The sequence below is a fragment of the Caulobacter sp. SLTY genome, assembly GCF_009905535.1.
Classification (GTDB): domain Bacteria; phylum Pseudomonadota; class Alphaproteobacteria; order Caulobacterales; family Caulobacteraceae; genus Caulobacter.
Genome location: NZ_JAAALA010000005.1, coordinates 116006 through 140320, shown reverse-complemented (window position 1 = coordinate 140320; position 24315 = coordinate 116006). Strand labels below are relative to the sequence as shown.

At 68.0% G+C, this 24315-nt stretch carries 29 protein-coding genes; 14 read left to right on the top strand and 15 right to left on the bottom strand.

Annotated elements, in window-relative coordinates; translation table 11 throughout:
* Position 1: 1 nt before the first annotated feature.
* Both GVN21_RS04390 and GVN21_RS04385 read left to right on the top strand, forming a co-directional pair.
* Positions 2–3004, top strand: coding sequence for a calcium-binding protein (locus tag GVN21_RS04390; protein ID WP_166573502.1), 3003 nt, complete (start codon positions 2–4; stop codon positions 3002–3004).
* 30 nt (positions 3005–3034) lie between these two features.
* Positions 3035–3262 carry a hypothetical protein gene (locus GVN21_RS04385; RefSeq protein WP_205689919.1) on the top strand — a complete coding sequence of 76 codons (228 nt, stop codon included), beginning with the start codon at positions 3035–3037 and terminating at the stop codon, positions 3260–3262.
* Here GVN21_RS04385 and GVN21_RS04380 read toward each other — a convergent pair.
* The gene (locus tag GVN21_RS04380) at positions 3255–4385 is read right to left on the bottom strand and encodes an aminotransferase class I/II-fold pyridoxal phosphate-dependent enzyme (RefSeq protein WP_166573501.1); all 1131 of its coding nucleotides are present in this window, start codon (positions 4383–4385) and stop codon (positions 3255–3257) included. The two genes, GVN21_RS04385 and GVN21_RS04380, sit on opposite strands and share 8 nt — an antisense overlap.
* A 76-nt stretch (positions 4386–4461) precedes the next feature.
* On the opposite strand from GVN21_RS04380, the gene GVN21_RS04375 reads away from it, so the two are divergent.
* A complete protein-coding gene (locus tag GVN21_RS04375) occupies positions 4462–4641 on the top strand; it encodes a hypothetical protein (protein ID WP_166573500.1) in 180 nt (59 codons plus the stop codon).
* On the opposite strand, the gene GVN21_RS04370 is transcribed toward GVN21_RS04375, so the two are convergent.
* The 9 genes from GVN21_RS04370 to GVN21_RS04335 form a co-directional block, all read right to left on the bottom strand.
* Positions 4638–5795 carry an acyl-CoA dehydrogenase family protein gene (locus GVN21_RS04370; RefSeq protein ID WP_166573499.1) on the bottom strand — a complete coding sequence of 386 codons (1158 nt, stop codon included), beginning with the start codon at positions 5793–5795 and terminating at the stop codon, positions 4638–4640. The genes GVN21_RS04375 and GVN21_RS04370 overlap by 4 nt on opposite strands.
* On the bottom strand, positions 5792–6592 hold the full coding sequence (locus GVN21_RS04365) for an enoyl-CoA hydratase/isomerase family protein (RefSeq protein ID WP_166573498.1): 801 nt from the start codon (positions 6590–6592) through the stop codon (positions 5792–5794). Before GVN21_RS04365 ends, GVN21_RS04370 begins: the two co-directional genes overlap by 4 nt.
* The gene (locus GVN21_RS04360; protein WP_166573497.1) at positions 6589–7626 is read right to left on the bottom strand and encodes an NADP-dependent oxidoreductase; all 1038 of its coding nucleotides are present in this window, start codon (positions 7624–7626) and stop codon (positions 6589–6591) included. Before GVN21_RS04360 ends, GVN21_RS04365 begins: the two co-directional genes overlap by 4 nt.
* Positions 7627–7739: 113 nt before the next feature.
* Positions 7740–8144 carry a helix-turn-helix domain-containing protein gene (locus GVN21_RS04355; protein ID WP_166573496.1) on the bottom strand — a complete coding sequence of 135 codons (405 nt, stop codon included), beginning with the start codon at positions 8142–8144 and terminating at the stop codon, positions 7740–7742.
* A 43-nt stretch (positions 8145–8187) separates the two neighbouring features.
* The gene (locus tag GVN21_RS04350) at positions 8188–8622 is read right to left on the bottom strand and encodes a hypothetical protein (protein ID WP_166573495.1); all 435 of its coding nucleotides are present in this window, start codon (positions 8620–8622) and stop codon (positions 8188–8190) included.
* Positions 8623–8719: 97 nt separating this feature from the next.
* The gene (locus tag GVN21_RS04345) at positions 8720–9055 is read right to left on the bottom strand and encodes a hypothetical protein (protein ID WP_166573494.1); all 336 of its coding nucleotides are present in this window, start codon (positions 9053–9055) and stop codon (positions 8720–8722) included.
* A 79-nt stretch (positions 9056–9134) separates the two neighbouring features.
* Positions 9135–9263 (bottom strand): hypothetical protein, encoded by a 129-nt coding sequence (locus GVN21_RS21130; RefSeq protein ID WP_276608483.1) that lies wholly within the window; start codon positions 9261–9263, stop codon positions 9135–9137.
* A gap of 11 nt (positions 9264–9274) precedes the next feature.
* Positions 9275–9529 (bottom strand): hypothetical protein, encoded by a 255-nt coding sequence (locus GVN21_RS20740; RefSeq protein ID WP_240902745.1) that lies wholly within the window; start codon positions 9527–9529, stop codon positions 9275–9277.
* 426 nt (positions 9530–9955) lie between these two features.
* On the bottom strand, positions 9956–11167 hold the full coding sequence (locus GVN21_RS04335) for an acyl-CoA dehydrogenase family protein (protein ID WP_166573492.1): 1212 nt from the start codon (positions 11165–11167) through the stop codon (positions 9956–9958).
* A gap of 95 nt (positions 11168–11262) precedes the next feature.
* Here GVN21_RS04335 and GVN21_RS04330 point away from each other — a divergent pair, with 95 nt between their 5' ends.
* The 3 genes from GVN21_RS04330 to GVN21_RS04320 all read left to right on the top strand — a co-directional run bounded on the left by GVN21_RS04330 (position 11263) and on the right by GVN21_RS04320 (position 15384).
* Positions 11263–13329 (top strand): 3-hydroxyacyl-CoA dehydrogenase NAD-binding domain-containing protein, encoded by a 2067-nt coding sequence (locus tag GVN21_RS04330; RefSeq protein WP_166573491.1) that lies wholly within the window; start codon positions 11263–11265, stop codon positions 13327–13329.
* Between the two features lie 196 nt (positions 13330–13525).
* The gene (locus tag GVN21_RS04325) at positions 13526–15091 is read left to right on the top strand and encodes a class I adenylate-forming enzyme family protein (protein ID WP_166573490.1); all 1566 of its coding nucleotides are present in this window, start codon (positions 13526–13528) and stop codon (positions 15089–15091) included.
* Positions 15091–15384: a putative quinol monooxygenase gene (locus GVN21_RS04320; RefSeq protein WP_166573489.1), complete on the top strand. Its 294-nt coding sequence runs from the start codon at positions 15091–15093 to the stop codon at positions 15382–15384. The genes GVN21_RS04325 and GVN21_RS04320 overlap by 1 nt, the downstream gene beginning before the upstream one ends.
* Here the strand turns inward: GVN21_RS04320 and GVN21_RS04315 are convergent, their stop codons facing one another.
* Together GVN21_RS04315 and GVN21_RS04310 are read right to left on the bottom strand one after the other, a co-directional pair.
* Entirely contained in the window at positions 15385–16677 is a 1293-nt protein-coding gene (locus GVN21_RS04315; protein ID WP_166573488.1) for a sorbosone dehydrogenase family protein, read from the bottom strand. It abuts the gene before it with no gap.
* Complete coding sequence (locus GVN21_RS04310) at positions 16677–17078, bottom strand: DUF2231 domain-containing protein (RefSeq protein WP_166573487.1); 402 nt, start codon at positions 17076–17078, stop codon at positions 16677–16679. Before GVN21_RS04310 ends, GVN21_RS04315 begins: the two co-directional genes overlap by 1 nt.
* Positions 17079–17183: 105 nt before the next feature.
* Here GVN21_RS04310 and GVN21_RS04305 point away from each other — a divergent pair, with 105 nt between their 5' ends.
* A complete protein-coding gene (locus tag GVN21_RS04305; RefSeq protein ID WP_166573486.1) occupies positions 17184–17762 on the top strand; it encodes a DUF1285 domain-containing protein in 579 nt (192 codons plus the stop codon).
* On the top strand, positions 17759–18394 hold the full coding sequence (locus GVN21_RS04300) for a CoA pyrophosphatase (protein ID WP_166573485.1): 636 nt from the start codon (positions 17759–17761) through the stop codon (positions 18392–18394). The genes GVN21_RS04305 and GVN21_RS04300 overlap by 4 nt, the downstream gene beginning before the upstream one ends.
* On the opposite strand, the gene GVN21_RS04295 is transcribed toward GVN21_RS04300, so the two are convergent.
* Together GVN21_RS04295 and GVN21_RS04290 are read right to left on the bottom strand one after the other, a co-directional pair.
* Positions 18391–19167 (bottom strand): SDR family oxidoreductase, encoded by a 777-nt coding sequence (locus GVN21_RS04295; protein ID WP_166573484.1) that lies wholly within the window; start codon positions 19165–19167, stop codon positions 18391–18393. The genes GVN21_RS04300 and GVN21_RS04295 overlap by 4 nt on opposite strands.
* Entirely contained in the window at positions 19167–19493 is a 327-nt protein-coding gene (locus tag GVN21_RS04290; RefSeq protein ID WP_166573483.1) for a nuclear transport factor 2 family protein, read from the bottom strand. Before GVN21_RS04290 ends, GVN21_RS04295 begins: the two co-directional genes overlap by 1 nt.
* A gap of 159 nt (positions 19494–19652) precedes the next feature.
* Here GVN21_RS04290 and GVN21_RS04285 point away from each other — a divergent pair, with 159 nt between their 5' ends.
* The 5 genes from GVN21_RS04285 to GVN21_RS04265 all read left to right on the top strand — a co-directional run bounded on the left by GVN21_RS04285 (position 19653) and on the right by GVN21_RS04265 (position 22653).
* Entirely contained in the window at positions 19653–19937 is a 285-nt protein-coding gene (locus GVN21_RS04285) for a helix-turn-helix domain-containing protein (protein ID WP_240902744.1), read from the top strand.
* A gap of 79 nt (positions 19938–20016) precedes the next feature.
* On the top strand, positions 20017–20256 hold the full coding sequence (locus GVN21_RS04280; protein ID WP_166573481.1) for an AbrB/MazE/SpoVT family DNA-binding domain-containing protein: 240 nt from the start codon (positions 20017–20019) through the stop codon (positions 20254–20256).
* 3 nt (positions 20257–20259) lie between these two features.
* Positions 20260–20643 (top strand): PIN domain-containing protein, encoded by a 384-nt coding sequence (locus GVN21_RS04275; protein ID WP_166573480.1) that lies wholly within the window; start codon positions 20260–20262, stop codon positions 20641–20643.
* A 50-nt stretch (positions 20644–20693) separates the two neighbouring features.
* The gene (locus tag GVN21_RS04270) at positions 20694–21953 is read left to right on the top strand and encodes a CCA tRNA nucleotidyltransferase (RefSeq protein WP_166573479.1); all 1260 of its coding nucleotides are present in this window, start codon (positions 20694–20696) and stop codon (positions 21951–21953) included.
* Positions 21954–21987: 34 nt separating this feature from the next.
* Positions 21988–22653 carry an Isoquinoline 1-oxidoreductase subunit gene (locus GVN21_RS04265; RefSeq protein WP_166573478.1) on the top strand — a complete coding sequence of 222 codons (666 nt, stop codon included), beginning with the start codon at positions 21988–21990 and terminating at the stop codon, positions 22651–22653.
* Here the strand turns inward: GVN21_RS04265 and hemF are convergent.
* Positions 22650–23522, bottom strand: coding sequence for an oxygen-dependent coproporphyrinogen oxidase (gene hemF, locus GVN21_RS04260; protein WP_166573477.1), 873 nt, complete (start codon positions 23520–23522; stop codon positions 22650–22652). The two genes, GVN21_RS04265 and hemF, sit on opposite strands and share 4 nt — an antisense overlap.
* A 250-nt stretch (positions 23523–23772) precedes the next feature.
* Between hemF and petA the strand changes: the two genes are divergently transcribed.
* Positions 23773–24315, top strand: coding sequence for a ubiquinol-cytochrome c reductase iron-sulfur subunit (gene petA / locus GVN21_RS04255; RefSeq protein WP_166573476.1), 543 nt, complete (start codon positions 23773–23775; stop codon positions 24313–24315).

Here is a 24315-nt window from a genome sequence, read left to right as displayed (position 1 = left end):
CATGAGTTTTCCCGCCATCATTGATCTTTCGACCCTTGATGCCGAGACCGGCTTCCGGGTCAACGGAACCACCGAATCCATGTTCATGGGCTGGGCGGTAGAGGGCCTCGGCGACTTCAACGGCGACGGCCTGGATGACTTCTCGATCACCGCGCGCGGCGGGGCGGGCGCCACCTACGTAATCTACGGCCGCAGCGGCGGGTTCACCACCGGCCTCGACCTGACCACCCTCGACGGGACCAACGGCTTCGTCGTGAGAGGCGCGGGCGGCACCTTCAGCGGCTGGGACGTCGATACGGCGGGCGACATCAACGGCGACGGCAAGATGGACCTCTTGTTCTCCGCGCCCGGTGGCTCGCCGAACGGGTCGTTCTCCGGCAATATGTATGTCGTCTTCGGCAGCGACCAGCCGTTCGCCGCCGATTTCAACGTCAGCGCCCTGAACGGAACCAACGGCTTCCAGATCAACGGCGCCGAGGCCAGTTCCTTCGGCGGCTGGGCCGTTTCCGGGGCCGGTGACTTCAACGGGGACGGCATCGACGACCTGGTGGTCACCGCCTATGCGGCGGATACCAACGGTGTCAACGCCGGGGCGGCCTACGTGGTCTACGGCAAGCTGAGCGCCTTCGCCTCCACCCTGGAGTTGAGCGGCCTCAACGGCTCCAACGGCTTCCGGATCGTCGGCGAGGCGGCCGGTTCCGATCTCGGCTATGACGTCGACTCCGCCGGCGACCTGAACAACGACGGCTACGATGACCTGGTCATCGGCGCGGCCAGCGCCAACTCCGTCTACGTGGTCTTCGGCCGCAGCGGCGCCCCGGCCAACTTCAATGTCGCCTTCCTCACAGGCGCCGACGGCTTCCAGATCTTCGGCGGCGCGGCGAATGATCGCCTCAGCGCCGCCGCCAGCGCCGGCGACGTCAATGGCGATGGCTTCCTCGACATCCTGATCGGCGCCTATGCCGCCGATCCGAACGGGTCGGGCTCAGGCGCGGCCTATGTGATCTTCGGCAAGGCCTCCGGCTTCGCCGACCTCAACGTCAACGACCTGAACGGGACCAACGGGTTCCGGATTTCCGGCATCACCGCCAACGATACGGCCGCTCGCGCCGTGGCCGGCGCCGGCGATGTGAACGGCGATGGATACGATGATCTGCTGATCAACGCGCGCCGGGCGGACGTCAACGGCACCGACGCCGGCGCCGCCTACATCGTTTTCGGCGGGCCCAGCTTCGCCGCCAACCTCAACCTGGCCGCCCTGGACGGAACCAACGGCATCCGCATCCACGGCGCGGCCTCGGGCGACCAGACCGGCGTGTCGGTGGCCGGCGCGGGCGACATCAACGGCGACGGAGTCGACGACCTGATGGTCGGCGCTCCCTATGCCGATCCCGCCGGCAGCAACTCCGGCTCGGCCTATGTGATCTTCGGCCAGGCCTCGCAGCGTGACTTCATCGGCACCAACACGGCCGAGACCTTTCGGGGCGGGGCGCTGGCCGACTTCATCCTCGGCCGGGGTGGCGCCGACAATCTGCGGGGGCTCGGTGGGGACGACGAGATCCAGGGCGGCGACGGGGACGACCAGCTGTTCGGCGAGCTCGGCGCCGACACCCTGAACGGCGGGGCCGGCAACGACCTGCTCGAAGGCGGTGACGGGGACGACATCCTGTTCGACAGCGCCGGGACCAACGACCTGCGCGGCGGCATCGGCGCCGACAGCCTGACCGGCGGCACGGGCGCGGACCGCCTGGACGGCGGGGCGGACGACGACAGCCTGGTCGGCGGGGCGGGCAACGACTTCCTGGACGGCGGAACCGGCGCCGATGTGATGACCGGCGGCCTGGGCAACGACATCTTCATCGTGGACAACGTCGCCGACGTGGCCAGCGACGCCGGCGCCGGCTCCGACCGGGTTCGGGCCAGCGTCAGCTTCACCATCGGCTCCAACATCGAGAACCTGCAGCTGACCGGCGCGGCCAATATCAACGGCACGGGCAACGAACTGGCCAACCAGCTCGACGGCAACAGCGGCGACAACACCCTCAGCGGGGCCGCCGGGGCCGACCTGATCAAGGGCGAGGACGGGGCCGACATCCTGAACGGCGATGCGGGCGCCGACCAGCTGCTCGGCGGCGAGGGCGCCGATACCCTCAACGGCGGGGCCGACAACGATATCCTCAACGGCGGCGCGGGGATCGACACCCTGAACGGCGGCGAGGGCGCCGACCTGCTGGAAGGCGGCCTGGCCGATGACATCCTGGCCGGCGACGCCGGCGCCGACCAGCTGTTCGGCGGCGACGGGGCGGACACCCTTCGCGGCGGAGAGGGCAACGACATTCTGCGCGGCGAGGCGGGGCTGGACATCCTGTTCGGCGGCATTGGAGATGACGTCTTCTACATCGACGCCGACCTGGACAGCGTCACCGAGGCGGCCGACGAGGGGGTCGATACGGTCCGCGCGACGGTCAGCTACACCCTGACCGCCAACGTCGAGCGCCTGGTCCTCGACGGGTCGGGCGACCTGAACGGGACGGGCAACGCCCTGGCCAACATCCTGACCGGCAATGCCGGCGCCAACCGGCTGGAGGGCCTGGCGGGGGCCGACAACCTCAACGGCGGAGACGGCGCGGACGTGATCGTCGGCGGGGCCGGCGGCGATATCCTGACTGGCGGTCTGGGCGCCGACCGCTTCGTCGTCGGGCAGGAAAGCATCAACCTCAGCGGCGATCCCTCCCCGACGGCCGCAGAGACCGACTACCTGACCGACCTGATCGCCGGCCAGGGCGACACGCTGGACCTGTCGGCGATCGACGCCATCACGGGCGGCGCGGACGACGCCTTTACCCTGGTCGCAGCCTTCAATGGCCAAGCGGGCCAGATGACCCTGTCCTTCGCGGCCGGGACCACCACCCTGCTGCTCGATGTGGATGGCGACCGGTCGGCAGACTACCGGCTGAAGATCACCGGTGACGTGCGAGGCGATGTGGGCGGCTGGCTGTTGTAGGGTGGATGAGGGCCGAAGCCTGGAGCGCCCTTGACCGCCAGGCTTTCCACGCCAGCTATGGCGTGGATGACCGCGACCCGCACCACCGCCCTGGCCCTGATCGCGCAGTATGGCGGAGACGCCGAGACGATCGCCATGCTGCGCGCGGCGGAGTATGCGGCGCTGGGCGACCTCAAGGGCCTGGCCGACTGGGACGAGATCATCGCCGACATTCGCCGTCTGGACACGGAAGGCCCCGGCGCGGGCGCGCTCAACTGACCGGCTGAGCCGCGAACCACGGCGCCATCCGCCTCAGGGCTTCCTCGATCTCAGGCGTCGAGACCGCAAAGCTGAACCGCATGAAACGATGGCCATCGACCGGGTCGAAATCGACGCCCGGCGCGGTGGCCACCCCCGTCTCGGTCAGCAGCCGCTTGCAGAAGCCAATGCTGTCATCGGTCAGATGCCCAATGTCGGCCCAGATGTAGAAGGCCCCGTCCGGTGGGGCGATGCTGGTCAGGCCCAGGCGAGGCAGGGCCTCAAGCAACAGTTCGCGATTGCGCCGATAGACGGCCACATGGCCGTCCAGCTCCTCGGTACAGTCCATGGCGGCCAGCCCGGCATGCTGGCTCAGCGACGGGGCGGTCAGGAACAGGTTGCCGACATAGGCCCGCGCCGTCTCCCGCAGGTCCTCGGGCGCCACGAGCCAGCCCAGCCGCCAGCCGGCCATGCTGAAGTATTTCGAGAAGCTGTTGACCACCAGGGCGCCCGGCTCGAACTCCAGCATGGAGGGGACCGCGCCGACGTAGGACAGGCCGTGATAGATCTCGTCGGAGATGATCCGGATGCCGCGCCGCCGACAGACCGCCGCGATGGCCGCCATTTCTTCCGGCGACAGGATGGTCCCTGTGGGGTTGGCGGGGCTGGCGATGATCAGACCGGCCGGCGCGGGGTCCAGGGCCTCGATTATCGCGGCGGTGAGCTGGAACCGGCTTTCCGGGCCGCAGGCCAACTCCACGGGCTCCATGTTCAGCGCCTTGAGCGTGCCGCGATAGGCGACATAGCCCGGCCGCGCCAGCGCGATCCTGTCCCCCGCCTCGAAGGCCGCCGACAGGGCCAGCACCAGGGCCGGCGAGGCGCCGCAGGTCAGGATGATCCGGCCAGGATCGATGTCCACCGCATGCAGCCGCCGATACCGCTCGGCCAGGGCCGCGCACAGCGGCGCGCTTTCCCAATAGCCCATGCCGTCGGCGTCCAGCACTCGGTGGGCGGCGGCGATGGCCCCGGCCGGGGCGCCGGTCGAGGGCTGGCCGAACTCCATGTGGATCACCGGCGCCCCCTCGGCCTTCATCCGGTGGGCCAGGCGGCTGATCTCGATGGCGCGGAAGGGATCGGGCGTCATGCGCCTCGGTTAGCGCCTTTCGTGGTTGCTGGGAACGGTGCGGCGGCCTGACGGCTTGTCAGAACAGGAGGACCCGATGACCGACCGCAACCCGCCCAACAGCGATGGCCGCAAGGCTAATGACGCCGAGCCCCTCGGCCACCTGCCCGGCCTGAAGTCCGAAAAGGACCAGGCCAAGACGGCAGACCGCTCCCGCGAAGCCGCCGGCCCGGATGGCCCGGACGCGACGGAGGTGGGCGACACCTTCAAGCGCTAACCCTTCAGCCGCCAAAGCCCCGCCAGGTTGTTGCGCTGCATGTTCGACGAGCCGCCGACGATGGGCATGCTCAGCAGGTCGCGGACGTTGCGCTCGATGTCGTAGTCGGCGCTCATCGCATAGGCGCCCATCACCTTCTGGCAGGCCAAGGCGATCTCCACCCCGGTCTCGCCGATGAACAGCTTGGCCATGCTGGTCTCGGCGGCGCAGGGCTTTCCGTCGTTGGCCAGGCGGGTGGCGTGGTAGAGCATCAGGCGGCAGGCCTCGAGCTTGGTCTTCGCATCGACCAGGGCGTGGCGAACGGCCTGGTGGCCGCTGATCGGCTTGCCGAACTGTTCGCGCGTCTGGGCGTACTCCCAAGCCTCCTCCAACGCCGCCTGGGCCAGGCCGAAGGCGCAGGCGCTGATCTCCAGCTTCTCGATGTCCAGCGCCCGGCCAGCCAGCATGCCCCAGCCCCGGTTCCACTTCTCCGCGCCGCCGACGATGGCCGAGGCGGGGAGCCGCACCCCGTCGAAATGCACGTCGGAGGACAGGGTGTAGCGCAGGTTCACATGGTCGATGGGGGTGATGGTCACCCCCGGCGCGTCGGTCGGGACCAACACGAAGGACAGGCCAGAGCGCGCCGGCGCCTCCGTGTCCGAGCGAACCAGGCAGTAGATGTAGTCGGCGAAATCGGCGCCGGTGCACCAGCGCTTTGCCCCGTCGAGCACGATCTCCTCACCCTCCAGCCGGGCGCGGGTGGTCACCGCCGACAGGTCTCCCCCAACATCCGGCTCCGACAGGCCGTAGGCGAAGATCAGTTCGCCCTTGGCCAGCCTTGGCAGCAGCGCCGCCTTCTGTTCCGGCGAGCCATTCTCCAGGATGTTCATCCCGCCGTAGAAGGCGCACTGGATGAAGGGTCCTGCCAGGAAGGAGCCTGCCCGGCACAGCTCCTCGATGGCTGCCACCGCCGCCAGGATGTCAGGGCCGGAGCCGCCGTATTCCTCTGGCACGGTCAGGCCGCAGAGCCCCATGGCCGCCAGCTCGGCGTAGAGGTCGCGGGGAAAGCTGTGGGTGCGGTCCCATTCGCGACGCTTCTCGCGCGGGGCTTTTTCGGCCACGAACCGCGCCAGCTGGCGGCGCAGTTCGACGACGTGGTCGGGCTCGTCCATCATTCGCCGGTCAGGTCCGGCTTGCGGCGCTCGCGGAAGGCGTTGACCGCCTCGGCCCGGTCGGCGGTCATGTTGGACAGCATCTCGTAGGCGACGGCTGCGTCGCTGTTGCTGACCGCGATCTGCTTGAGGGCGATGTTGGCCACCGTCTTGGTCCAGCGCACCGCCCAGCGGGGGTTGGCCAGGATCTTGCCGACCAGTTCGGCCACCTTGGCGTCGAGCTCATCGGCCGGCACCGCATAGTTGATCAGCCCCATCCGCGCCGCCTCGTCGGCCCGGATCAGCTCGCCGGTCATCAACAGCTCCTTGGCGCGGGCAAAACCGATCAGCTGCGGCCAGATCACCGCCCCGCCGTCCCCGGCCACCAGCCCGACCTTGACGTGCGGGTCGCCGATCTTGGCGGTTTCGTCGGCGATGATCACATCGCACAGCAGGGCGATGGTCGCCCCCAGCCCCGCGGCCGCCCCGTTCAGCCGGCAGATGATGGGCTTTTCCATATCCAGCAGGGTGGAGACGATCCGCTTGGCGTCATGGGCGATGGCGCGGAAGGCGGCGGGCCGGGCGATCTGTTCGTCGAACCAGTCGAAGTCGCCGCCGGCGCAGAAGGCGCGGCCTTGGCCGGTCAGGACGATCAGGTCGCTCTCCTCATCGGCCTGCAGCTCGATGAACAGCCGCGCCAGTTCGTCGTGCATGGCCGCGTCGACGGCGTTCACCGCGTTGCCGGTGATGGTCACGGTCAGCACCCGCCCGTCACGGTCAAAGCGGAAGCGGCTGTAGTTCTGGAGGAGGGCGTGGGTCATGCGGGATCCGGGCTCAAGCGGGCGAGGCGGCGGCCGAAGTTCTCGCCCCGGAACAGCCCGCAGAAGGCCTCCGGCAGGGAGGCCAGGCCGTCGGTCTCCTCGATGGCGATCTTCAGCGAGCCGTCGGCGATCCAGGCCGCGAGTTGGGCCTGGGCCTCAGGGAACTGGCGGATGTCGTCGAACACCACCAGCCCCTCCATCCGCACCCGGTGGGTGATGAAGACCGAGGTGTTCTTCAGGCCAGGTCGATCAGCGGGTTCGAGGTTGTAGTCGGCCACCTGGCCTGAAACCACGATGCGCCCGCGCATCCGCATCATCGGCAGCACCCGGTCGATGCTCTCGTTGCCGACGTTGTCGAACAGGACATCCACGCCCTTGGGACAGGCCGCCGCGATGGCGGCCGTCAGATCGCCCTCGGACTTGTAGTCGATCACCGCGTCGAACCCGGCCTCGTCACGCAGCCAGGCGCATTTGCGCGCGCCTCCTGCCACGCCGACCACCTGCATACCCAGCTTCTTGCCGATCTGCCCGGCCGTGGCGCCCACCGGGCCGGCGGCCGAGGTGACCAGCAGGGTGTCGCCCTCCTTGGCCTGCGCCACCCGGTGCATCCCGAACCAGGCGGTCATGCCGGGCACGCCCAGGACCCCGATCCACGCGCCCAGCGGCACGCCCCGCGCTGTCCATTCGGCTGGGATCTTCTGGATGAAGCCGCGCCCATCGGAGACGATATGCTCGCGCCAGCCGCCGCCGGCGGCGATCACATCGCCCACCGCGAAGTTCGGATGGCCGCTGTCCGTCACCTGGGCTACCGCGAACCCATCGATCCCCTCGCCCAGCTTCATCGCCCCGGCGTAGCTGTCGCCGCCCGAAAGCCGCGAGCGCATACCGGGATCCACCGAGGCCAGGATGGTGCGGGCGACGAACCGCCCCTCCTCCGCCGCCGGCAGGTCCGAGGTCTCCAGACGGAAATCTTCCGGGACGGGCGCGCCCTCGACATGGCGGGCCAGCACCCATTGGCGGGTCGTATTGGTCAATGCGCCTCCCTTGCCGGCCTAGCCGGTCTGTTGGGGGTAGCTTAGGGGGTTGGCGCACGGTTTGAAAATCCTCCTCCGTGCGAAGCGCGGGGGGAGGATTTGAGTCTGCCCCCCTACCCTTCCGGCTCATCCACCATCGCCCGCATCAGCTGGACCAGCTGGCGGCGCAGGGCCGGCTTTTCGATTCGGACGAACAGGGCGGCCATTTCCAATCCCTCCGGGCTCATCAGGAAGTCGTTGATCGCCCGGTCGAAACCGGTCTCGCCGGCGGTCGCTTGGGCGGTCGGGTCGGCCAGGCCGTCGAAAAAGTAGTCGACCGGTGTCTGGAGGTAGGCGGCCACCTGATAGAGCTTCGAAGCCGAGACGCGGTTGGCGCCCCGCTCATACTTCTGGATCTGCTGGAAGGTCAGGCCAAGGGCGTCGGCCAGGGCTTCCTGGGTGACATTGAGCGCCTTGCGGCGCTGGCGGATGCGGCGGCCAACGTGCAGGTCGACTTCGGCGGGCCCATCGGGCGGCATGGGCGCTCTCCTCGATACGCGGTACGGAGGTCGGATAGCCGACCTAGGTTTCGCGATTGTTTCCGTCGAGGCGGCGCGAAAGAACAGCCTGGCGCGTCCCCCAGACGAGCGCCGCCAAGGTAGCATAACTCCAGGCGTAGTAGGCGGTCATAAATCCGAGCGTGGCGATGCGCGGGTCGAGCACGAAAGCCCAGTGGGTGGCAGCCGTCAAAAGCTGGCTTGCGGTCGCGACCATCAGCCAGGCGCGGCGAAACCTGAGCGCCATCCCGGCGAGCACCAGCAGCAGCACGACGTCGAGCGCGGCGACGGCATACTGCGGATAGGCGATGGCCGCGCGGTCCTGCAGCGCCCAGGACCCAACCCAGGCGGCGGCCACCAGCCCCCCAACCCAGCGGGCCGGGCCGTCCCCCTTCCAAAGGGCATAGCCACAGGCAAGGACCATGGCCACGATCCCGGCCACGAAGAAGAAGGTCGACAAGGGGGGCGGCTCCCAGCAAGGCGGTGCTGCCGTCCATCATGCGCGAAAAAGGACCGGGCGAAAGCCGCCCGGCCCTTTCCGCTTACTGTTCCCGAGCTCAGACGACGCGCAGCTGGCCTTCGGGGCGAGGGATGTTGGTGTCCGGCTTTTCCATGCCGCCGATCGCCACGGTTCGCAGGCCGATCTGGTCCTTGACCACGGCCAGGGCGTCATGCGCCTCGACCAGTTCGCGGCGGCCGTTGGCCAGCATGACGATGGAGGCGCAGGTGCGGTCCATCACCGACTGGCCGACGACGGCCGACAGGCCGGCCTCGACGCGGGCGTCGCTGAGCAGGCTGGTCAGCCGGGCGGTTTCGCTGAGCGCGCGGTCGATGGCGAGCTCGGCGGCGAACAGTTGGTCGGCCACCTTGTGGGCGACGATCTTGCGTTTCATGGCGCAGGTCTCCTCAGCGCGCGAACGGGCCGGCCCGCGCGGGTTGTTGGTTTCTCGATGATTGTGAAGCTCGGTAGGGTCAGCCGCCGCGCGGCCAGATCCCGTCGATGATCCGCTGGACCAGCAGGGAGACCTCATGGGCCCCCATCAGCACGCCGGCCAGCAACAGGCTGCCCACGATCGCCAACCCGGCGATACGCGACAGCACGCGGAAAGGGCTCAGCTCATCGGCGCCTCCCCGTCCGACGAGGAGGTATCGTCCGAAGTCAGCCAGGCCGTAGCGCTGAGGATCTGGACCAGCAGCTTTTCCGGCGGAACCGACGGCTGGGTCTTGCGCAGGGCGGAGATCACCGTGCCGATCCGGTCCGCCTTGGCCGGGCTGGCCAACAGGGTCAGCGCCGACTCCAGCGCCGTCCAGCTGACCAGGAAGACCGGGCTGGAGATCGGCGGCGTTTTCGGTGTTGAACTGGTCACTGCTGGCCCCCGTCTGGGTCTCGAACTGGGCCTCAGTTGACGGGGTTTGCTGGCGGTCCGGTATGGGGTCCGGCTCCGATGGGTACACGATACCCATACTCATTTCGTGGGCAGCCAGCGCCAGGGCGGCCGTGCGCCGGTCCGGCGCGCCGAGCCGGTCGCGGGCGCTGTCGATATGTTTGTCGACCGTGCTCTTGGAGATGCTCAGGAGCCGGGCGATCTCCTTCGACCGGTGATGCTGGGCAACCAGACGCAGACACTCACGCTCTCGCGGCGTCAGCGTGTCGAAGACTGTCGGCGACTCTCCCCTACGCACTCCCATAGGTGGAGACTGTCACATGCTTCCCGCAAGGCCAGTGGAGTCAACCCGAGTCTGTCGAAAATTGACTCACCATTCCGGGTTTCATCAACCGCGGCGGGGCGCGATCAAAGCCCGAGCACCGCCTTGGCCATGATGTTGCGCTGGATCTCGTTCGAGCCCCCGAAGATCGAGGTCTTGCGCATGTTGAAATAGCCGGGGCCGGCCTTGAAGGCGAAGTCCGGACCGATCGGCAGCGCGTTGCCGCCCTCCTTCGGGAACCCGCGGAAGTAGGGCTCGCCATAGTGACCGGCCGCCTCCAGGGTCAGTTCGGTCAGTCGCTGGCCGACCTCCGTGCCCTTCACCTTCAGCAGGCTGGCTTCCGGGCCGGGGCCCTTGCCGCTGCTCTCGCCGGCCAGGGTGCGCAGCTCGGTGTATTCCAGGGCCTGAAGATCGACCTCCAACTCGGCGACCTTGCGGCGGAAGTCGGCGTCCTCGATCAGCGGCTTGCCGTCATCGGCCAGCTGGCCGGCGGCGACCTCGCGCAGTCGCTCGATGCCGCGCTTGCTCCGCGCCACCCCGGCAATGCCTGTCCGCTCGTGGCCGAGCAGGTATTTGGCCACCGTCCAGCCCTTGTTCTCCTCGCCGATGCGATTCTCGACCGGGACGATCACGTCCTCAAGGAAGGTGTCGTTGACCTCATGGCCGCCATCTATGGTGATGATCGGGCGCACCGTGATGCCGGGCGTCTTCATGTCGATCAGCAGGAAGGTGATCCCTTCCTGCTTCTTCGCGGTCGGATCGGTGCGGACCAGGAAGAAGCCCCAGTCGGCGAAGTGGCCCTGGGTGGTCCAGGTCTTCTGGCCGTTGACCTTGTAGTATTCCTTGCCGTCCTCGCCGGTGAAGCGCTCGGCCTTGGTGCTGAGACCCGCCAGGTCTGAGCCGGCGCCAGGCTCGCTATAGCCCTGGCACCACCAGATATCGCCCGCCAGCGTCGGCTTCAGAAGGTTCTCCTTCTGGTCGTCGGAGCCGAAGGTGTAGAGCACCGGCCCGATCATCCCAAGGCCGAACGATGGCCCGGTGGTGTTGGCCCGGGCCAGCTCCTCGCTGAAGATGTATTTGCGCACCGCGTCCCAGCCGGTGCCGCCATGCTCGACCGGCCAGGACGGGGTCAGCCAGCCCTTCTTGTAGAGAATCTTGTGCCAGGACAGGATCTCTTCCTTGTTCAGGTGCTCCCCGGTCGCCTGCTTGTCGCGGATGGCCTTGGGGAAATTGTCTTCGATCCAGGCCCGCACCTCTTTGCGGAACTCACCGTGCTCGGGCAGGAAATCGAGGTCCATCGCAGGCTCCCATTATCCGGGCTGGACTCTGTCGGTCCGCCTCGGCAGTTTGCGCTCAAACAACTGTTTCAACGAAACGATAGGGGCGCAACGCCATGGCTGCAATCAATTCCGTGACCGATCTGGTGGTCGAAGACGGCGTGGCCGTCGTCACTCTCAACTCCCCGCCGGTGAACGCCCTGTCGGCCGCCGTGCGCGACGGGCTGTACGAAGGCTTCAAGGCCGCCATCGCCGATGACGCGGCCAAGTCGATCGTGCTGATCTGCGACGGTCGCACCTTCATCGCGGGGGCCGACATCAGCGAGTTCGGCGGCGCCTCCAAGGGGGCTAGCCTGTTCGACGTCCAGACCATGATGGAAGACTCGCCCAAGGCGGTGATCGCCGCCATCCACGGCACCGCGCTGGGCGGCGGCCTGGAAGTGGCTCTGACCGCCCACTACCGGGTGGCCGTCCCCTCGGCCAAGGTCGGCCTGCCGGAGGTGAACCTCGGCCTCTTGCCCGGCGCCGGCGGCACCCAGCGCCTGCCCCGCATCGTCGGCGCCGAGAAGGCCCTGGAGATGATGACCAGCGGCAGCCATGTGCCGGCCAAGGCGGCCAACGCCATGGGCCTGGTCGATGAACTGGTCGAGGAAGGTAAGCTGCGCGAGGGCGCGATCGCCTTCGCCAGAAAGGTGGTCGCAGAGAACTGGCCGCTGAAGAAGGTGCGTGATCGTGAGGTGAAGGCCGATCCGCAGGTCTTCGCCGACTTCCGCAAGGCCAATGCCCGCAAGTTCCGCGGCTTCAAGGCCCCCGAGAGCAACATCCAGTGCATCGAGGCGGCGGTGAACCTGCCCTTCGAAGAGGGCCTGGCCGTCGAGCGCAAGCTGTTCATCGAGCTGATGACCGGGCCGCAGTCGGCTGCCCAGCGCTACGTCTTCTTCGCCGAGCGCGCCGCCAACAAGATCCCTGACGTGGGTGACGATGTCGAAGTCCTGCCGATCAAGTCGGTCGGCGTGATCGGGGCCGGCACCATGGGCGGCGGCATCTCGATGAACTTCCTCAACGCCGGCATCCCGGTGAAGATCGTCGAGATGAAGCAGGAGGCTCTGGACCGGGGCCTGGGCGTCATCCGCAAGAACTACGAGAACACCGCCAAGAAGGGCCGCCTGACCCAGGACGACGTCGAAAAGCGCATGGGCCTGCTAACCGGCAGCCTCAGCCTCGAGGACCTCGCCGACTGCGACCTGATCATCGAGGCCGTGTTCGAGAACATGGACATCAAGAAGGATGTCTTCGGCAAGCTCGACAAGATCGCCAAGCCGGGCGCCATCCTGGCCAGCAACACCAGCTTCCTCGATATCGACGAAATCGCCTCGGCCACCACCCGGCCGGAAAGCGTCATCGGCCTGCACTTCTTCTCGCCGGCCAATGTCATGCGCCTGCTTGAGATCGTGCGCGGCGACAAGACCTCCAAGCCGGTGATCGCCACCTCGATGAAGCTGGCCAAGACCATCGGCAAGGTCGGCGTGCTGGTCGGGGTCTGCCCCGGCTTCGTCGGCAACCGCATGCTGGCCAAGCGCCAGCAGCAGGCCCAGGCCCTGGTCGCCGAGGGCACCATGCCCTGGGACGTCGACCGCGTGCTCTACGACTTCGGCTTCCCCATGGGCCCCTTCGCCATGAGCGACCTCGCCGGCCTCGACATCGGCTGGAGCAAGGAAACCTCCAAGGGCGAAACCATCCGCGACGTCCTCTGCGAAATGGACCGCCGCGGCCAGAAGACGGGCGCGGGCTACTACGACTATGACGAAAACCGCACCGCCAAGCCCTCGCCCGTCACCGAGAAGATCATCGCCGACTTCGCGGCCAAGAGCGGCGTCAACGCCCGCCAGGCCGACGATCAGGAAATCCTCGAGCGCACCGTCTTCCCGATGATCAACGAGGGGGCCAAGATCCTCGAAGAGGGCAAGGCCATCCGGGCTTCGGACATCGATACGGTGTGGATCACTGGCTATGGCTGGCCGGTCTATCGCGGCGGGCCGATGCACTACGGCGACAGCGTCGGGCTCGACAAGGTGCTGGCCAAGCTGAAGGAATACCAGAACCAGCACGGCGACTTCTTCAAGCCGTCGGCGCTGCTGGAGAAGCTGGCCGCCGAGGGCAAGACCTTTGCGAGCCTGAAGTAACGCAAGGCAACCTTTGGGCGCCCTTCTCCCCTTGCGGGAGAAGGTGGCCCGAAGGGCCGGATGAGGGGTCGATGGAAGAGGCCGCCGCCCTCCGGCGGCGGCTTCAGCCAATCCCTGTAGGCCGGTGCGCCCCCTCATCCGTCGGCTTGGCCGACACCTTCTCCCGCGAGGGGAGAAGGAAGCCTAAGATGACGCCATGACCATCCTCGACCAGTTCCGCGGCGCCGACTTCGGCAACCTGCCTGACATCATGCGCGAGCATGCCGCTGCCAGGCCGGACCATCCGGCTCTCTGGCAGGACGGCGTCTCGATCACCTGGGCCGAACTCGACGCACGGATGGACCGCGTCGCGGCTGCCCTTCAGCGCGACGGCGTCGAGCAGCGCACGGCGGTGGCCATCTGCGCTACGACCTCGATCAACTACGCGGTCCTGTTCCTCGGCTGCCTCCGCGCCGGGGTGGCGGCCGCGCCGCTGGCCCCCTCCTCCACGCCCGAACAGCTGGTCGGGATGATCGCCGACAGCGGGGCCAAGCTGTTCTTCCTGGACAAGGGCGTCGCCGAGCTGATGGCCGGGGTCATCGACCAGGTGACCGCAAAACTCGTCGCCCTGGATGAGTCTGACGCCGGCTCCTCCTTCGATGCCTGGCTCGCCCCCGAGGGCGCCAAGCCGGCCCCTGTCGAGATCGGCAAGAAGGACCCCTTCAACATCATCTACAGCAGTGGCACGACCGGCATCCCCAAGGGCATCGTCCAGTCCCACGGCATGCGCTGGCGCCACCTCTCCGTCCGCCCGGACGGCGTCGGCTACGGCCCGGACGCCCGCAGCTTGATCTCCACCCCGCTGTATTCCAACACCACCCTGGTCTGCTTCTTCCCCACCCTGTCGGGCGGCGGCACGGTCCACATGATGGGCAAGTTCGATACAGAGAAGTACCTGAAGATCGCCCAGGCCCAGCGCATCACCCACACCATGCTGGTGCCGGTGCAGTACCGCCGCCTGATGGAGTTCGCCGGCTTCGACGACTACGACCTGTCGAGCTACCAGATGAAGTTCTGCACCAGCGCCCCCTTCTCGGCCGAGCTGAAGGCCGAGGTGCTGAAACGCTGGCCCGGCGGCCTGATTGAGTACTACGGCATGACCGAAGGTGGCGGCAGCTTCATGCTGGCGGCCCACGAACACCCCGACAAGCTGCACACGGTCGGTCAGCCGGCGCCCGGCTGCATCATCCGCCTGGTCGATGAGGAGGGGAACGAAGTCCCCACCGGCGAGATCGGCGAGATCGTCGGCTACAGCCCCGCCACCATGAACGGCTATCACAACCAGCCCGGCAAGACCGCCGAGGCCCAGTGGGTGCATCCCGAGACCGGCGACATCTACATCCGCACCGGCGATGTCGGCCGTCTCGACTCCGAGGGCTTCCTGCAGCTGATGGACCGCCGCAAGGACATGATCATCTCCGGCGGCTTCAACATCTATCCCAGCGACATGGAGGCGGTGATGGTCGAGCACCCCGCCGTGGTCGAGGCCGCCGTGGTCGGCGTGCCTTCCAAGGACTGGGGCGAGACCCCGGTCGCTTTCGTCGCCCTCAAGGACGGCACGACCGCCGCGCCCCAGGAGATCCGCGAATTCACCAACGCCAAGGTCGGCAAGACCCAGCGCATCGCCGATGTGGTGATCGTCGACAGCCTGCCGCGCAGCCACATCGGCAAAGTCCTGAAGCGCGAACTGCGCGACGCCTACGACGGCCCGGCCAAGAGCTGATGCTCGTCGTTACCGGAACCGTGACGGCCCGGCCCGACACCTTCGAAGAATTGCTCGAGGCGGCCCTGGCGCACGTGCATCGTTCGCGCGGCGAGCCCGGTTGCCTGCAGCACGGCGTCAGCATCGACGCGGAGAACCCCATGACCCTGGTCTTCTACGAGGAGTGGGAGGACCGGGAAGCGCTGGAGGCGCATTTCAAGGTTCCTGGCTCCCTCGACTTCATGGAAACGGTCCGCAACCTCGCCGACCACCAGGGCAGGATGAAGATCCTGCCCGTGGCGCCGCGCGACTGATCAGCGAACCGGCGCCACCCGCCAGACGGTGTTTGAGAGGTCGTCGGCCACCAGCACCGAGCGGCTGCGCGGGTCGAACACCACGCCCACCGGTCGGCCCCGCGCCTTGCCATCCTTAATGAAGCCGGAAAGGAAGTCGACCGGCTGGCCGGCCGGTCGGCCGCCCACGAACGGGATCCAGACCACCTTGTAGCCGGCCAGCTGCTTGCGGTTCCAGCTGCCGTGCTGGCCGACAAAGGCTCCTTCGGCGAACGATCCGCCAAAGCCCCCGTCGACCGCGAAGCTGAGGCCCAGGGCGGCGACGTGGCTGCCCAGCGCATAGTCCGGGGCGATGGCCGTCTTGACCAGGTCCGGGTTCTGAGGCCGCACGCGCGGGTCCACCGTCTTGCCCCAATAGCTGTAGGGCCAGCCGTAGAAGGCGCCGTCGCGCACCGAGGTCAGGTAGTCGGGCACAAGTTCGGCGCCCAACTCGTCCCGCTCGTTGACCACCGACCACAGCTGGCCCGTGCGCGGCTCGATGGCCAGGGCGGTGGGATTTCGGATGCCGCTGGCAAGGGTGCGGTGGGCGCCGGTCAGCCGATCAACCTCCCAGACCACCGCGCGGTCCTGCTCGATGGCCATGCCGCGTTCGCCGACATTGCTGTTGGAGCCAATGCCGACATAGAGCTTGGTCCCGTCGGCGCTGGCCGCCAGGGCCTTGGTCCAGTGGTGGTTCACCTCCGACGGCAGCGGTGTGACCGTCCAGCCTGGATCGGTGATCTTCGTCTGCCCCTCGGCATAGGGGAACCGGCGCAAGCCGCCCTGCTCGGCGACGTAGATCGAGCCATCGACGAACGCCAGGCCATAGGGCGCGTCCAGGTTCTCGATGAAGGTAGTCTTCAGTTCGGCCACGCCGTCCCCGTTGGCGTCGCGCAGCAGGGTGATGCGATTTCCGCCCTTCACCTTGGACTTGCCCTTGGCCTTGATCACGCCGGCGATCAGGTCCTTGGGCCGCAGCTTGGGGGCCTTGCCGCCCGACCCCTCGGCCACCAGCACGTCGCCGTTGGGCAGCACCAGCATCTGGCGCGGAATCTTCAGGTCGCCGGCGAAGGCGGTGACGGTGAACCCGGCGGGCGCCGTCGGCTTCTCACCGTTCCACCCGACGGGCGTGGCGATCTTCATCGGCGGGACCAGGGTCTGCCTCTGGTCCGGCAGGGTTGGCGTCGGCCCGGTCTGGTCGAGCTTTCGGTCCCCGTCACCGCAGGCGGCGAGGGTGAGCACCAGGGCGCTGGCGCAGAGCAGGCGGCGCATCATCAGTGTCCCTCCGGGCGAGAATGGCGCACCCACCCCGCCGCCAGGGCGAGACCCGCGGTCAGCAGTGACAGGATCAACCCAACCGCCCCTACCGAACTCCAGCCGTCCCGGCTGTGCTGGAAGGCGTTGATCAGGCCGAAGACCCACATGGCGGCGAGCAGAAGAAGGTAGACCAGCGCGCCCGCGCGCCGCCGGATCACGTCGATGATCGCCCACAGCCCGACGATGCCGCCGAACACCAGACCGCCCGTGATCAGCCAGGCGGAAAAGTTGGTCCACTGGATCTGGGCGGTGCCCAGATAGGCCAGATCCGTGACGACAGCTGTCGTGAATAGGGCGATGGGGAAGGCCAACAGGATGGCGCGCAGGGGCGCCTCCATCGGCGCGAGTCTGGGCGTCATCAACGGGCCTCCCTGTTTCGCTGAGCCCCCTTCGAACCGCCGGGGACGGCATTGGTTGCCTGTCGCGCCTTGAACACCTCTACGGAAGGCTCCTACATCCGCACCATGACTGGCTCCCCTCCCGGCCTCGAAGGCGTGATCGCCGCCGCCCAATCCTCGGCGGGCAAGGCGGCCAAGGGCCTGCCGCCGGTCCATCTGTGGAACCCGGCCCATTGCGGCGAGATCGACATCGTCATCCGCAAGGACGGCCTGTGGTTTCATGAGGGCAGCCCCATCGGCCGCGAGGCGTTGGTGCGGCTGTTCTCCACTGTGCTGCGCAAGGACCCGGATGGCTTTCATCTGGTGACGCCGGTCGAGAAGATGCGGATCACGGTCGAGGACGCCCCGTTCATCGCCGTGCGCGTCGATCGCGAAGGCGGCGACCTGAAATTCCTGACCAACGTGGGCGATGAGGTCATCGCCGGCCCTGACAACGCGATCCGCGTAGAGGTCGATAGCGACACCGGCGAGCCCCGCCCCTATGTCCATGTCCGCCGGGGGCTGGAGGCCCGGATCGCCCGGCCGGTCTTCTACGAATTGGTCGAGATGGCCGCCGAGCAGGAGGGCCCGGACGGACCGGTCCTGGGCGTGACGAGCGGCGGCGCCTTCTTCCCCGTCGGCCCGGCCGGGGCCCACATCACGTGAAGCCCGGCGCCCAGCTTCGACAATGGATCAGCCATCACCTCGACCCGATTGACGATCCGGGCGCGGCGCATGGCGCGTTCCGCTCCGATTTCGACCTGAACCCTGACATGTGGCCAGGCGAAACGGCCGTCACCCCGGCTGCGGTGTTGGTGCCGCTGGTGGAGCGCCCCGAGGGGGTGTCGGTGATCCTGACCCGCCGCGCCTCGACCCTGCGCCGCCATTCGGGCCAGGTGGCCTTCCCCGGCGGGCGGATGGACGCCGGCGAGACGGCCGTCCAGGCGGCCCTACGCGAGGCCCAGGAGGAGATCGCCCTCGATCCGGCCCATGTCGAGCTGGCCGGCCTCTCCACCCCCTACAGGACCGGCACAGGCTACCTGGTGACCCCGGTCGTCGGCTTCCTGCCCCCCGACCTGCCGCTGATGCCCAGCGAGGCCGAGGTCGCCCGTATCTTCGAGACCCCCTTCGGCTTTCTGATGGACCCTGCCAACTACGAGGAACGCCACTACGACCTGCCGGACGGCGGCCGCCGGCGCTTCTACGCCATGACCTGGGAAGACGAGCTGATCTGGGGCGCCACGGCGGGCATGCTGCGGGCGCTGTACGACCGGCTGTACGGGGCGGCGGTGGCCTAGACGGTCGGCACCGTCCCGCCGTCGATCACATATTCCGTCCCGGTGATCGCGGCCGCCTGGTCCGAAGCCAGGAAGGCGACCAGATCCGCCACCTCGCGCGGGCGCGCCGGCCGGCCGAGCGGAATGCCGCCCAGGGAGTCCATCAGCCCCTGCCGCGCCGCGTCCTCGCTCATCGCCCCGCCGGCCGCCAGTCGCTCGACCAGGGCCACCGAGGCTTCCGTTTCGACCCAGCCCGGCGAGACCCGCACCACCCGGACCCCCGCCGGCGCCACATCCTTGGACAGGGCCTTGCTGTAGGTGGACAGGGCCGCCTTGGCCGCCGCGTAGGCGATGGTCGATTCCGGCAGCGGCAGCTGGCGCTGGATCGAGGTGATGTGGACCACCACCCCGGACTTCTGGCTGACCATCAGCGGCAGCAGTTCGCGGTCCAGCCGCACCGCCGACATCAGGTTGAGGTCGAGGGCCTTGCGCCATTCCTCGTCATCCAGCACCCCGAACCCGCCCGAAGGCGCGGACGAGCCGCCCGCCACATGCACCAGGATGTCGATGCCGCCCAGCCGCGCCCTGACGGCCTGCGCCACCGTCAGCGCGCCCGCCGCCGTGCCCACGTCAGCGGCCACGAAGCCGGCGCCCGCGAGGTCCTCCGGCGCCGTCCGCGCGGTGGCCAGCACCTCCGCGCCGCCTTCCAGCAGTCGCTGCACGACCGCCAGGCCGATCCCCTTGGTGCCGCCCGTGACCAGGGCCCGCCGGCCCTTCAGATCCGCGCCTGACATCAGCCGATCTCCAGGCTGGTGATGCCTAGCCGAGATTGCGTGAAGCGATGGTCCAGCTCGATCGGGCTGCCGGGGAAGTTGCCGGTCACCCGGGCGATGACATGGATCCTGCCGCCCGCCTCGAAGGTCCTCAGCGGCTCGGTGGTGTTGCCGTACCGGGCCTTGGCCGCGTCGATCCAGGCGGCGATGGCCGCCGCGCCCCGGATGTCCCGCCCCTCGTCCCGCACGGCGCCGTCGGGCGCGAAGGTTGCCGCCAGCTCGGCGGAGTTTCCGGCCGCTTCGGCGGCGAAATAGCGGTGGATGAATTCAGGAAGACAGAGGGTCACGACAGCGCTCCTTCTTGGGTGATTGCGATGACGCGATGGATGTGATCTCTTGCCGTCATTATGGGAAGTACAGACAGAAAAGTAGGGTACTCACCCACAGGTAAGCTCCTCGACGTCACGCCCGAGATGGCGGCCGGCGGCGTCGAGAGCGCCTTTCGCATGCTCGAGGGCCGCTGGAAGATGGTCATCCTCTTCCAGCTGTTCGGGGGCGAGCCCCGGCGGTTCTCGGAGCTCGAACGGGCCATCCCGGCCGTGTCCCAGAAGATGCTGATCCAGCAACTGCGCGAGCTGGAGCGCGACGGCATCGTCGCCCGCACCGTCTATCCGCAGGTTCCGCCCAAGGTGGAGTATCGGCTGACCCAATGGGGCGAGGCGCTCTGCCCGGCGCTGGACGCCCTGCTGGAGTGGGGCGCGAAACGGCCGAGAGCCGCGCCAGAAGCCTGACATCAACGGGGCGGCCGCGAGGTTCGGTTTGGTTTCGGAGCTGATTTCGTATATACAGGTACATACGGAGATCAGGCATATGAACGCTGTGATCAGCAAGACCTTCAAGAGCGGCAACAGCGTCGCGGTGCGCCTTCCGAAGGCCGCTGGCATTCCCGCCGGCGTCGAGGTCAGCGTGACGTCGACCGGGTGGGGCGTGAACATTTCGCCTGTTCGGCCGTCCGTGAAGGACATGCTGCGGAAGCTTCGCGCGTTGCCGGCCCCCAGCGATGTCGAGGTTCGCGATCCCGACATCTTCCCCGAACGCGGCGTCGACTGACCCATGTTCCTGCTGGACACCAGCGTGGCGATCGAGCTTCGCGACGCGGCGGCCGGAATCACCGAGAAGGTCGAAACGCTCGACGGGCCGTTAGTCCTTTCGATTATCACCAAGATCGAACTGGAGCGCGGAATCCAGCGTGTTCCCGCTGACGCCCACATCCGCCGACAGCGCCTGGACGCCATTCTGGAGATGCTGCCGACGATTGCCTTTGATGATCAGGCGGCGGACGTCTATCGCTCGATCATCGAGGCAGTGGGCTTTTCCCGCCGCAAGATGGCGGATCGCATGATCGCGTCTCAGGCCTTGGTGGCGGACGCAACCTTGGTCACCCTCAATCCCTCGGACTTCCGCGACATTCCCGGATTGAAGTTGCTGGGTTGGTAGCCGCGATACCGGCTTTGCAGCGCCGGACGTCCCGTCTATTCCCTTCCGCCATGTCCAACCTCCCCGACACCATCGGCAAGCCTGCCTGGATGACCCTGCCGTCCACCCAGGCCGTGATCGCGGCGCTGGAGGCCAAGGGGTTCGCCGGCTGCGCCCGGTTCGTCGGCGGCTGTGTGCGCAACTCCCTGCTGAAGGCCGAGGTGGACGATATCGATATCGCCACCACCCTGACCCCCGATCAGGTCACCGAGGCGCTGGAGACGGCCGGCATCAAGGTGGTGCCGACCGGGGTCGACCACGGCACGGTCACCGCCGTCTGCGACGGGCGGCCCTATGAGGTGACCACCCTGCGCCGCGACGTCTCCACCGACGGGCGGCGGGCCGTAGTGGCCTTCACCAAGAGCTGGGAGGAGGACGCCCAGCGGCGCGACTTCCGCCTCAACGCCCTCTATGCGGACGCCGAGGGCCGGCTGTTCGACCCTACCGGCCAGGGGATCGCCGACTGCATGGCCGGGCGGATCGTCTTCGTCGGCGATGCCATGACCCGCATCCGCGAGGACTACCTGCGCATCCTGCGGTGGTTCCGCTTCCACGCCTGGTACGGCAAGGGTGAGCCCGACCAGGCGGCCCTGACCGCCTGCAAGGCGCTGAAGGGCATGCTGTCAGGCCGGGCCGCCGAACGCACCCAGAAGGAGCTGCTGAAGCTGCTGGGCGCAGAGGACCCGCGGGCTGCCCTGCGGCTGATGGCGGCGACCAGCGTGCTGTCTGCCGTGCTGCCGCAGGTCAAGGCGCTGACCCGGTTCGAGACCCTGGTCGGCATCCAGAACGAGCAGCTGTTCGAGACCGACGCCGAACTGCGGCTGGCCGCCCTGTTGCCCGACGATCCGGTCGTCGCCCGCGACACCGCCGAGCGGCTGCGCCTCTCCAACGCGCTCAAGGACCGGCTGATCGAGGCGGCCGGCAAGGAGCCGCGCATCGTCTCCTGGATGAGCCCGCGCGAGGCCCGGCGCGGCGTCTATCGCGTCGGTCTGCGCGCCTTCACCGACCGGGTGAAGCTGGCCTGGGCCGCCTCCATCCGCCCGGCGACCACCCAGCAATGGCGCGGGCTGCTGGCCCTGGCCCAGACCTGGACCCCGCCCGCCTTCCCCCTGACCGGCGACGAGGTGCTGGCCGCCGGCGTGCCGAAGGGGCCGCTGATCGGCGAGGTTATGCGCGAGGTCGAGGAATGGTGGATCGACCAGGACTTCATGGACGACAAGCTGGCGGCCGTTGAGCGGCTGAAGGCCGTGACGCAAGGGATGGTCTACTAGGCAACTTAATCGGCGTGATCGCCGTTCTGCGATCATGCGCGCCTTCAGCCTCATCTGCCTTTCGACCTTCGGCCTCTGCGTCGCCGCGGGGACCCTCAACGCTCGGGCGGAGACCGCGCCGACCGCCTCGCTGGCGCCTTATGAGGCCGTGCTGGCCAAGCGTGATGCGCTGAAGCCGGCCTCGGCATTCGACACCATCACCGACCGCAACGCCCGCTCCCTCGCCCTGTACGCCGAGGCGGCCAAGGTCATCACCCATCCCCGCTGCGTGAACTGCCACCCGGTCGACAATGTCCCGCGGCAGGGCGCGATGATGAAGGTGCACAGCCCGCCGATGACCGGCGCCGTGGATGGCCACGGTCCGGCCGGCCAGCGCTGCTCGACCTGCCATGGCTCAGAAAACTTCGAGGTCGGCGGCGACCGTATCCAATCGATCCCCGGCAATCCCAAATGGGCCTTGGCCCCCAAGAGCATGGCTTGGCAGGGCAAGACGCCGGGCGAGATCTGCCGCCAGATCAAGGATCCGGCCCGCAACGGCGGCAAGGACCTGGAAGCCCTGCGCCACCACATGGCCGAGGACGAACTGGTCGGCTGGGGCTGGAACCCCGGCAAGGGCCGCGCCCCGGCGCCCGGCGATCAGGCGACGTTCGGCGGGCTGATCAAGGCCTGGATCGATACGGGCGCTGCCTGTCCGGCTTAGGGCCACTTCACCGTCGGCGGCATCGAGCTGAGGATCGACTCCACGTTCCCGCCGGTCTTCAGCCCGAACATGGTCCCCCGGTCGTACAGCAGGTTGAACTCCACGTATCGGCCACGCTGCACCAACTGCTCCTCCCGCTCCGCCTCCGTCCAGGGCTCAGCCATCCGGCCGGCGGCGATCTTCGGATAGGAATCGAGGAAGGCCTCGCCCACCGCCTGGGTGAAGGCGAAATCGCGATCCCAGTCCCCGCTGTCGTGGTGGTCGTAGAAGATGCCGCCGATGCCGCGCGGCTCGTTCCTGTGGGGCAGGAAGAAGTACTCGTCGCACCAGGCCTTGTACTTGGGATGCCAGTCCGGATCGAAGCGGTCGCATGCGTCCTTGAAGGCGGCGTGGAAGGCCTTGGCGTCGGGGAAGTCCTGGTTGCGCTGGTAGCCCAGCAGCGGGGTGAGATCGCCGCCGCCGCCGAACCAGCCCTTGGTCGTGCAGATGAAGCGGGTGTTCATATGCACCGCCGGCACGCGCGGGCTGCGCATATGGGCGATCAGCGACACCCCTGTTGCGAAGAACCGCGGATCCTCCGCCGCGCCCGGCATGGACTTGGCCATCTCTTCGGTGAACGTGCCGAACACCACCGAGGTATGCACCCCGACCTTCTCGAAGAAGCGACCGTGCATCATCGACATGACCCCGCCGCCGCCGGCGGCGCGGACCCAGGGTTTCTTCTCGAACCGCCCAGGCTCGCCGGGATAGAGATCGGCGGGGGCGGCATCCTCCAGGGCCTCGAAGGCGGCCAGAATGCGGTCGCGGAGAGTTTCGAACCAGGCCTGGGCGCGCTGTTTCCGGGTATCGAGAAGGGCGGTGTCGGTCATGGGCAGGCCTTTTACAGCGTCAGGCGCGAGCGTCCATGCGCAGGCTGGGCGCCTTTTCCGATCACAGCCGGTTGAAAAAGGGCTGGGTAGGTTCTAAGCGATCCCGATCGCTGGGCCTTACCGGGGCGGCCCTTCGAATCGCGCGCGCCACAAGGCTCCGCGCGAAGGGCCACTCAAAGGGCCGCGCTTCGGAATTTTCTGGTCCGGCCCCCGCCTCGTGGGCCGGCGTCTTGCGAAGGGTGACCTGCAGGTGGCCGACAGCGCCGTTCATACGACACCAGCCGGAGACGATCCGTCCCGGCGCGACTTCATCCATATCGCGGCGATCGCCGCGGCCGGCGGCGCCGCCGCTTCGGTGGTCTGGCCGTTGATCAGCCAGATGAACCCTTCGGCCGACACCCTCGCTCTCGCCAGCGTCGAGTACGACCTGACCAAGATCGAGCCGGGCCAACAGGTGACCATCAACTGGCGCGGCAAGCCCCTGTTCATCCGCAATCGGACCCAGGCCCAGATCGACGCCGCCGTCCGTGACGACTCGGCGCAGCTGAAGGACCCGCAGGCCGACGCCCAGCGCCACAAGGAAGGCAAGCCCCAGTGGATGGTGCTGGTCGGCAGCTGCACCCACCTCGGTTGTGTGCCGACGGTTGGAGGCGGCGAGTACGGCGGCTGGTTCTGCCCCTGCCACGGGTCGAGCTACGACACTTCGGGCCGCATCCGTAAGGGTCCGGCGCCGACCAACCTCGTGGTCCCCGACTACGCCTTCCTTTCCGACACCAAGGTCAAGATCGGCTGA

Excerpts from the sequence above, each read along its gene's own strand:
- GVN21_RS04265 (WP_166573478.1), top strand. The coding sequence starts at position 21,988 with ATGCGCGCCTTCAGCCTCATCTGCCTTTCGACCTTCGGCCTCTGCGTC.
- GVN21_RS04270 (WP_166573479.1), top strand. The coding sequence starts at position 20,694 with ATGTCCAACCTCCCCGACACCATCGGCAAGCCTGCCTGGATGACCCTG.
- GVN21_RS04275 (WP_166573480.1), top strand. The coding sequence starts at position 20,260 with ATGTTCCTGCTGGACACCAGCGTGGCGATCGAGCTTCGCGACGCGGCG.
- GVN21_RS04330 (WP_166573491.1), top strand. The coding sequence starts at position 11,263 with ATGGCTGCAATCAATTCCGTGACCGATCTGGTGGTCGAAGACGGCGTG.
- GVN21_RS04335 (WP_166573492.1), bottom strand. The coding sequence starts at position 11,167 with ATGGACCTCGATTTCCTGCCCGAGCACGGTGAGTTCCGCAAAGAGGTG.
- GVN21_RS04285 (WP_240902744.1), top strand. The coding sequence starts at position 19,653 with ATGCTCGAGGGCCGCTGGAAGATGGTCATCCTCTTCCAGCTGTTCGGG.
- GVN21_RS04380 (WP_166573501.1), bottom strand. The coding sequence starts at position 4,385 with ATGACGCCCGATCCCTTCCGCGCCATCGAGATCAGCCGCCTGGCCCAC.
- GVN21_RS04320 (WP_166573489.1), top strand. The coding sequence starts at position 15,091 with ATGCTCGTCGTTACCGGAACCGTGACGGCCCGGCCCGACACCTTCGAA.
- GVN21_RS04310 (WP_166573487.1), bottom strand. The coding sequence starts at position 17,078 with ATGACGCCCAGACTCGCGCCGATGGAGGCGCCCCTGCGCGCCATCCTG.
- GVN21_RS04295 (WP_166573484.1), bottom strand. The coding sequence starts at position 19,167 with ATGTCAGGCGCGGATCTGAAGGGCCGGCGGGCCCTGGTCACGGGCGGC.
- GVN21_RS04325 (WP_166573490.1), top strand. The coding sequence starts at position 13,526 with ATGACCATCCTCGACCAGTTCCGCGGCGCCGACTTCGGCAACCTGCCT.
- GVN21_RS04375 (WP_166573500.1), top strand. The coding sequence starts at position 4,462 with ATGACCGACCGCAACCCGCCCAACAGCGATGGCCGCAAGGCTAATGAC.
- GVN21_RS04305 (WP_166573486.1), top strand. The coding sequence starts at position 17,184 with ATGACTGGCTCCCCTCCCGGCCTCGAAGGCGTGATCGCCGCCGCCCAA.
- GVN21_RS04280 (WP_166573481.1), top strand. The coding sequence starts at position 20,017 with ATGAACGCTGTGATCAGCAAGACCTTCAAGAGCGGCAACAGCGTCGCG.
- hemF (WP_166573477.1), bottom strand. The coding sequence starts at position 23,522 with ATGACCGACACCGCCCTTCTCGATACCCGGAAACAGCGCGCCCAGGCC.
- GVN21_RS04370 (WP_166573499.1), bottom strand. The coding sequence starts at position 5,795 with ATGATGGACGAGCCCGACCACGTCGTCGAACTGCGCCGCCAGCTGGCG.
- GVN21_RS04345 (WP_166573494.1), bottom strand. The coding sequence starts at position 9,055 with ATGAAACGCAAGATCGTCGCCCACAAGGTGGCCGACCAACTGTTCGCC.
- GVN21_RS04365 (WP_166573498.1), bottom strand. The coding sequence starts at position 6,592 with ATGACCCACGCCCTCCTCCAGAACTACAGCCGCTTCCGCTTTGACCGT.
- GVN21_RS04390 (WP_166573502.1), top strand. The coding sequence starts at position 2 with ATGAGTTTTCCCGCCATCATTGATCTTTCGACCCTTGATGCCGAGACC.
- GVN21_RS04355 (WP_166573496.1), bottom strand. The coding sequence starts at position 8,144 with ATGCCGCCCGATGGGCCCGCCGAAGTCGACCTGCACGTTGGCCGCCGC.
- GVN21_RS04315 (WP_166573488.1), bottom strand. The coding sequence starts at position 16,677 with ATGATGCGCCGCCTGCTCTGCGCCAGCGCCCTGGTGCTCACCCTCGCC.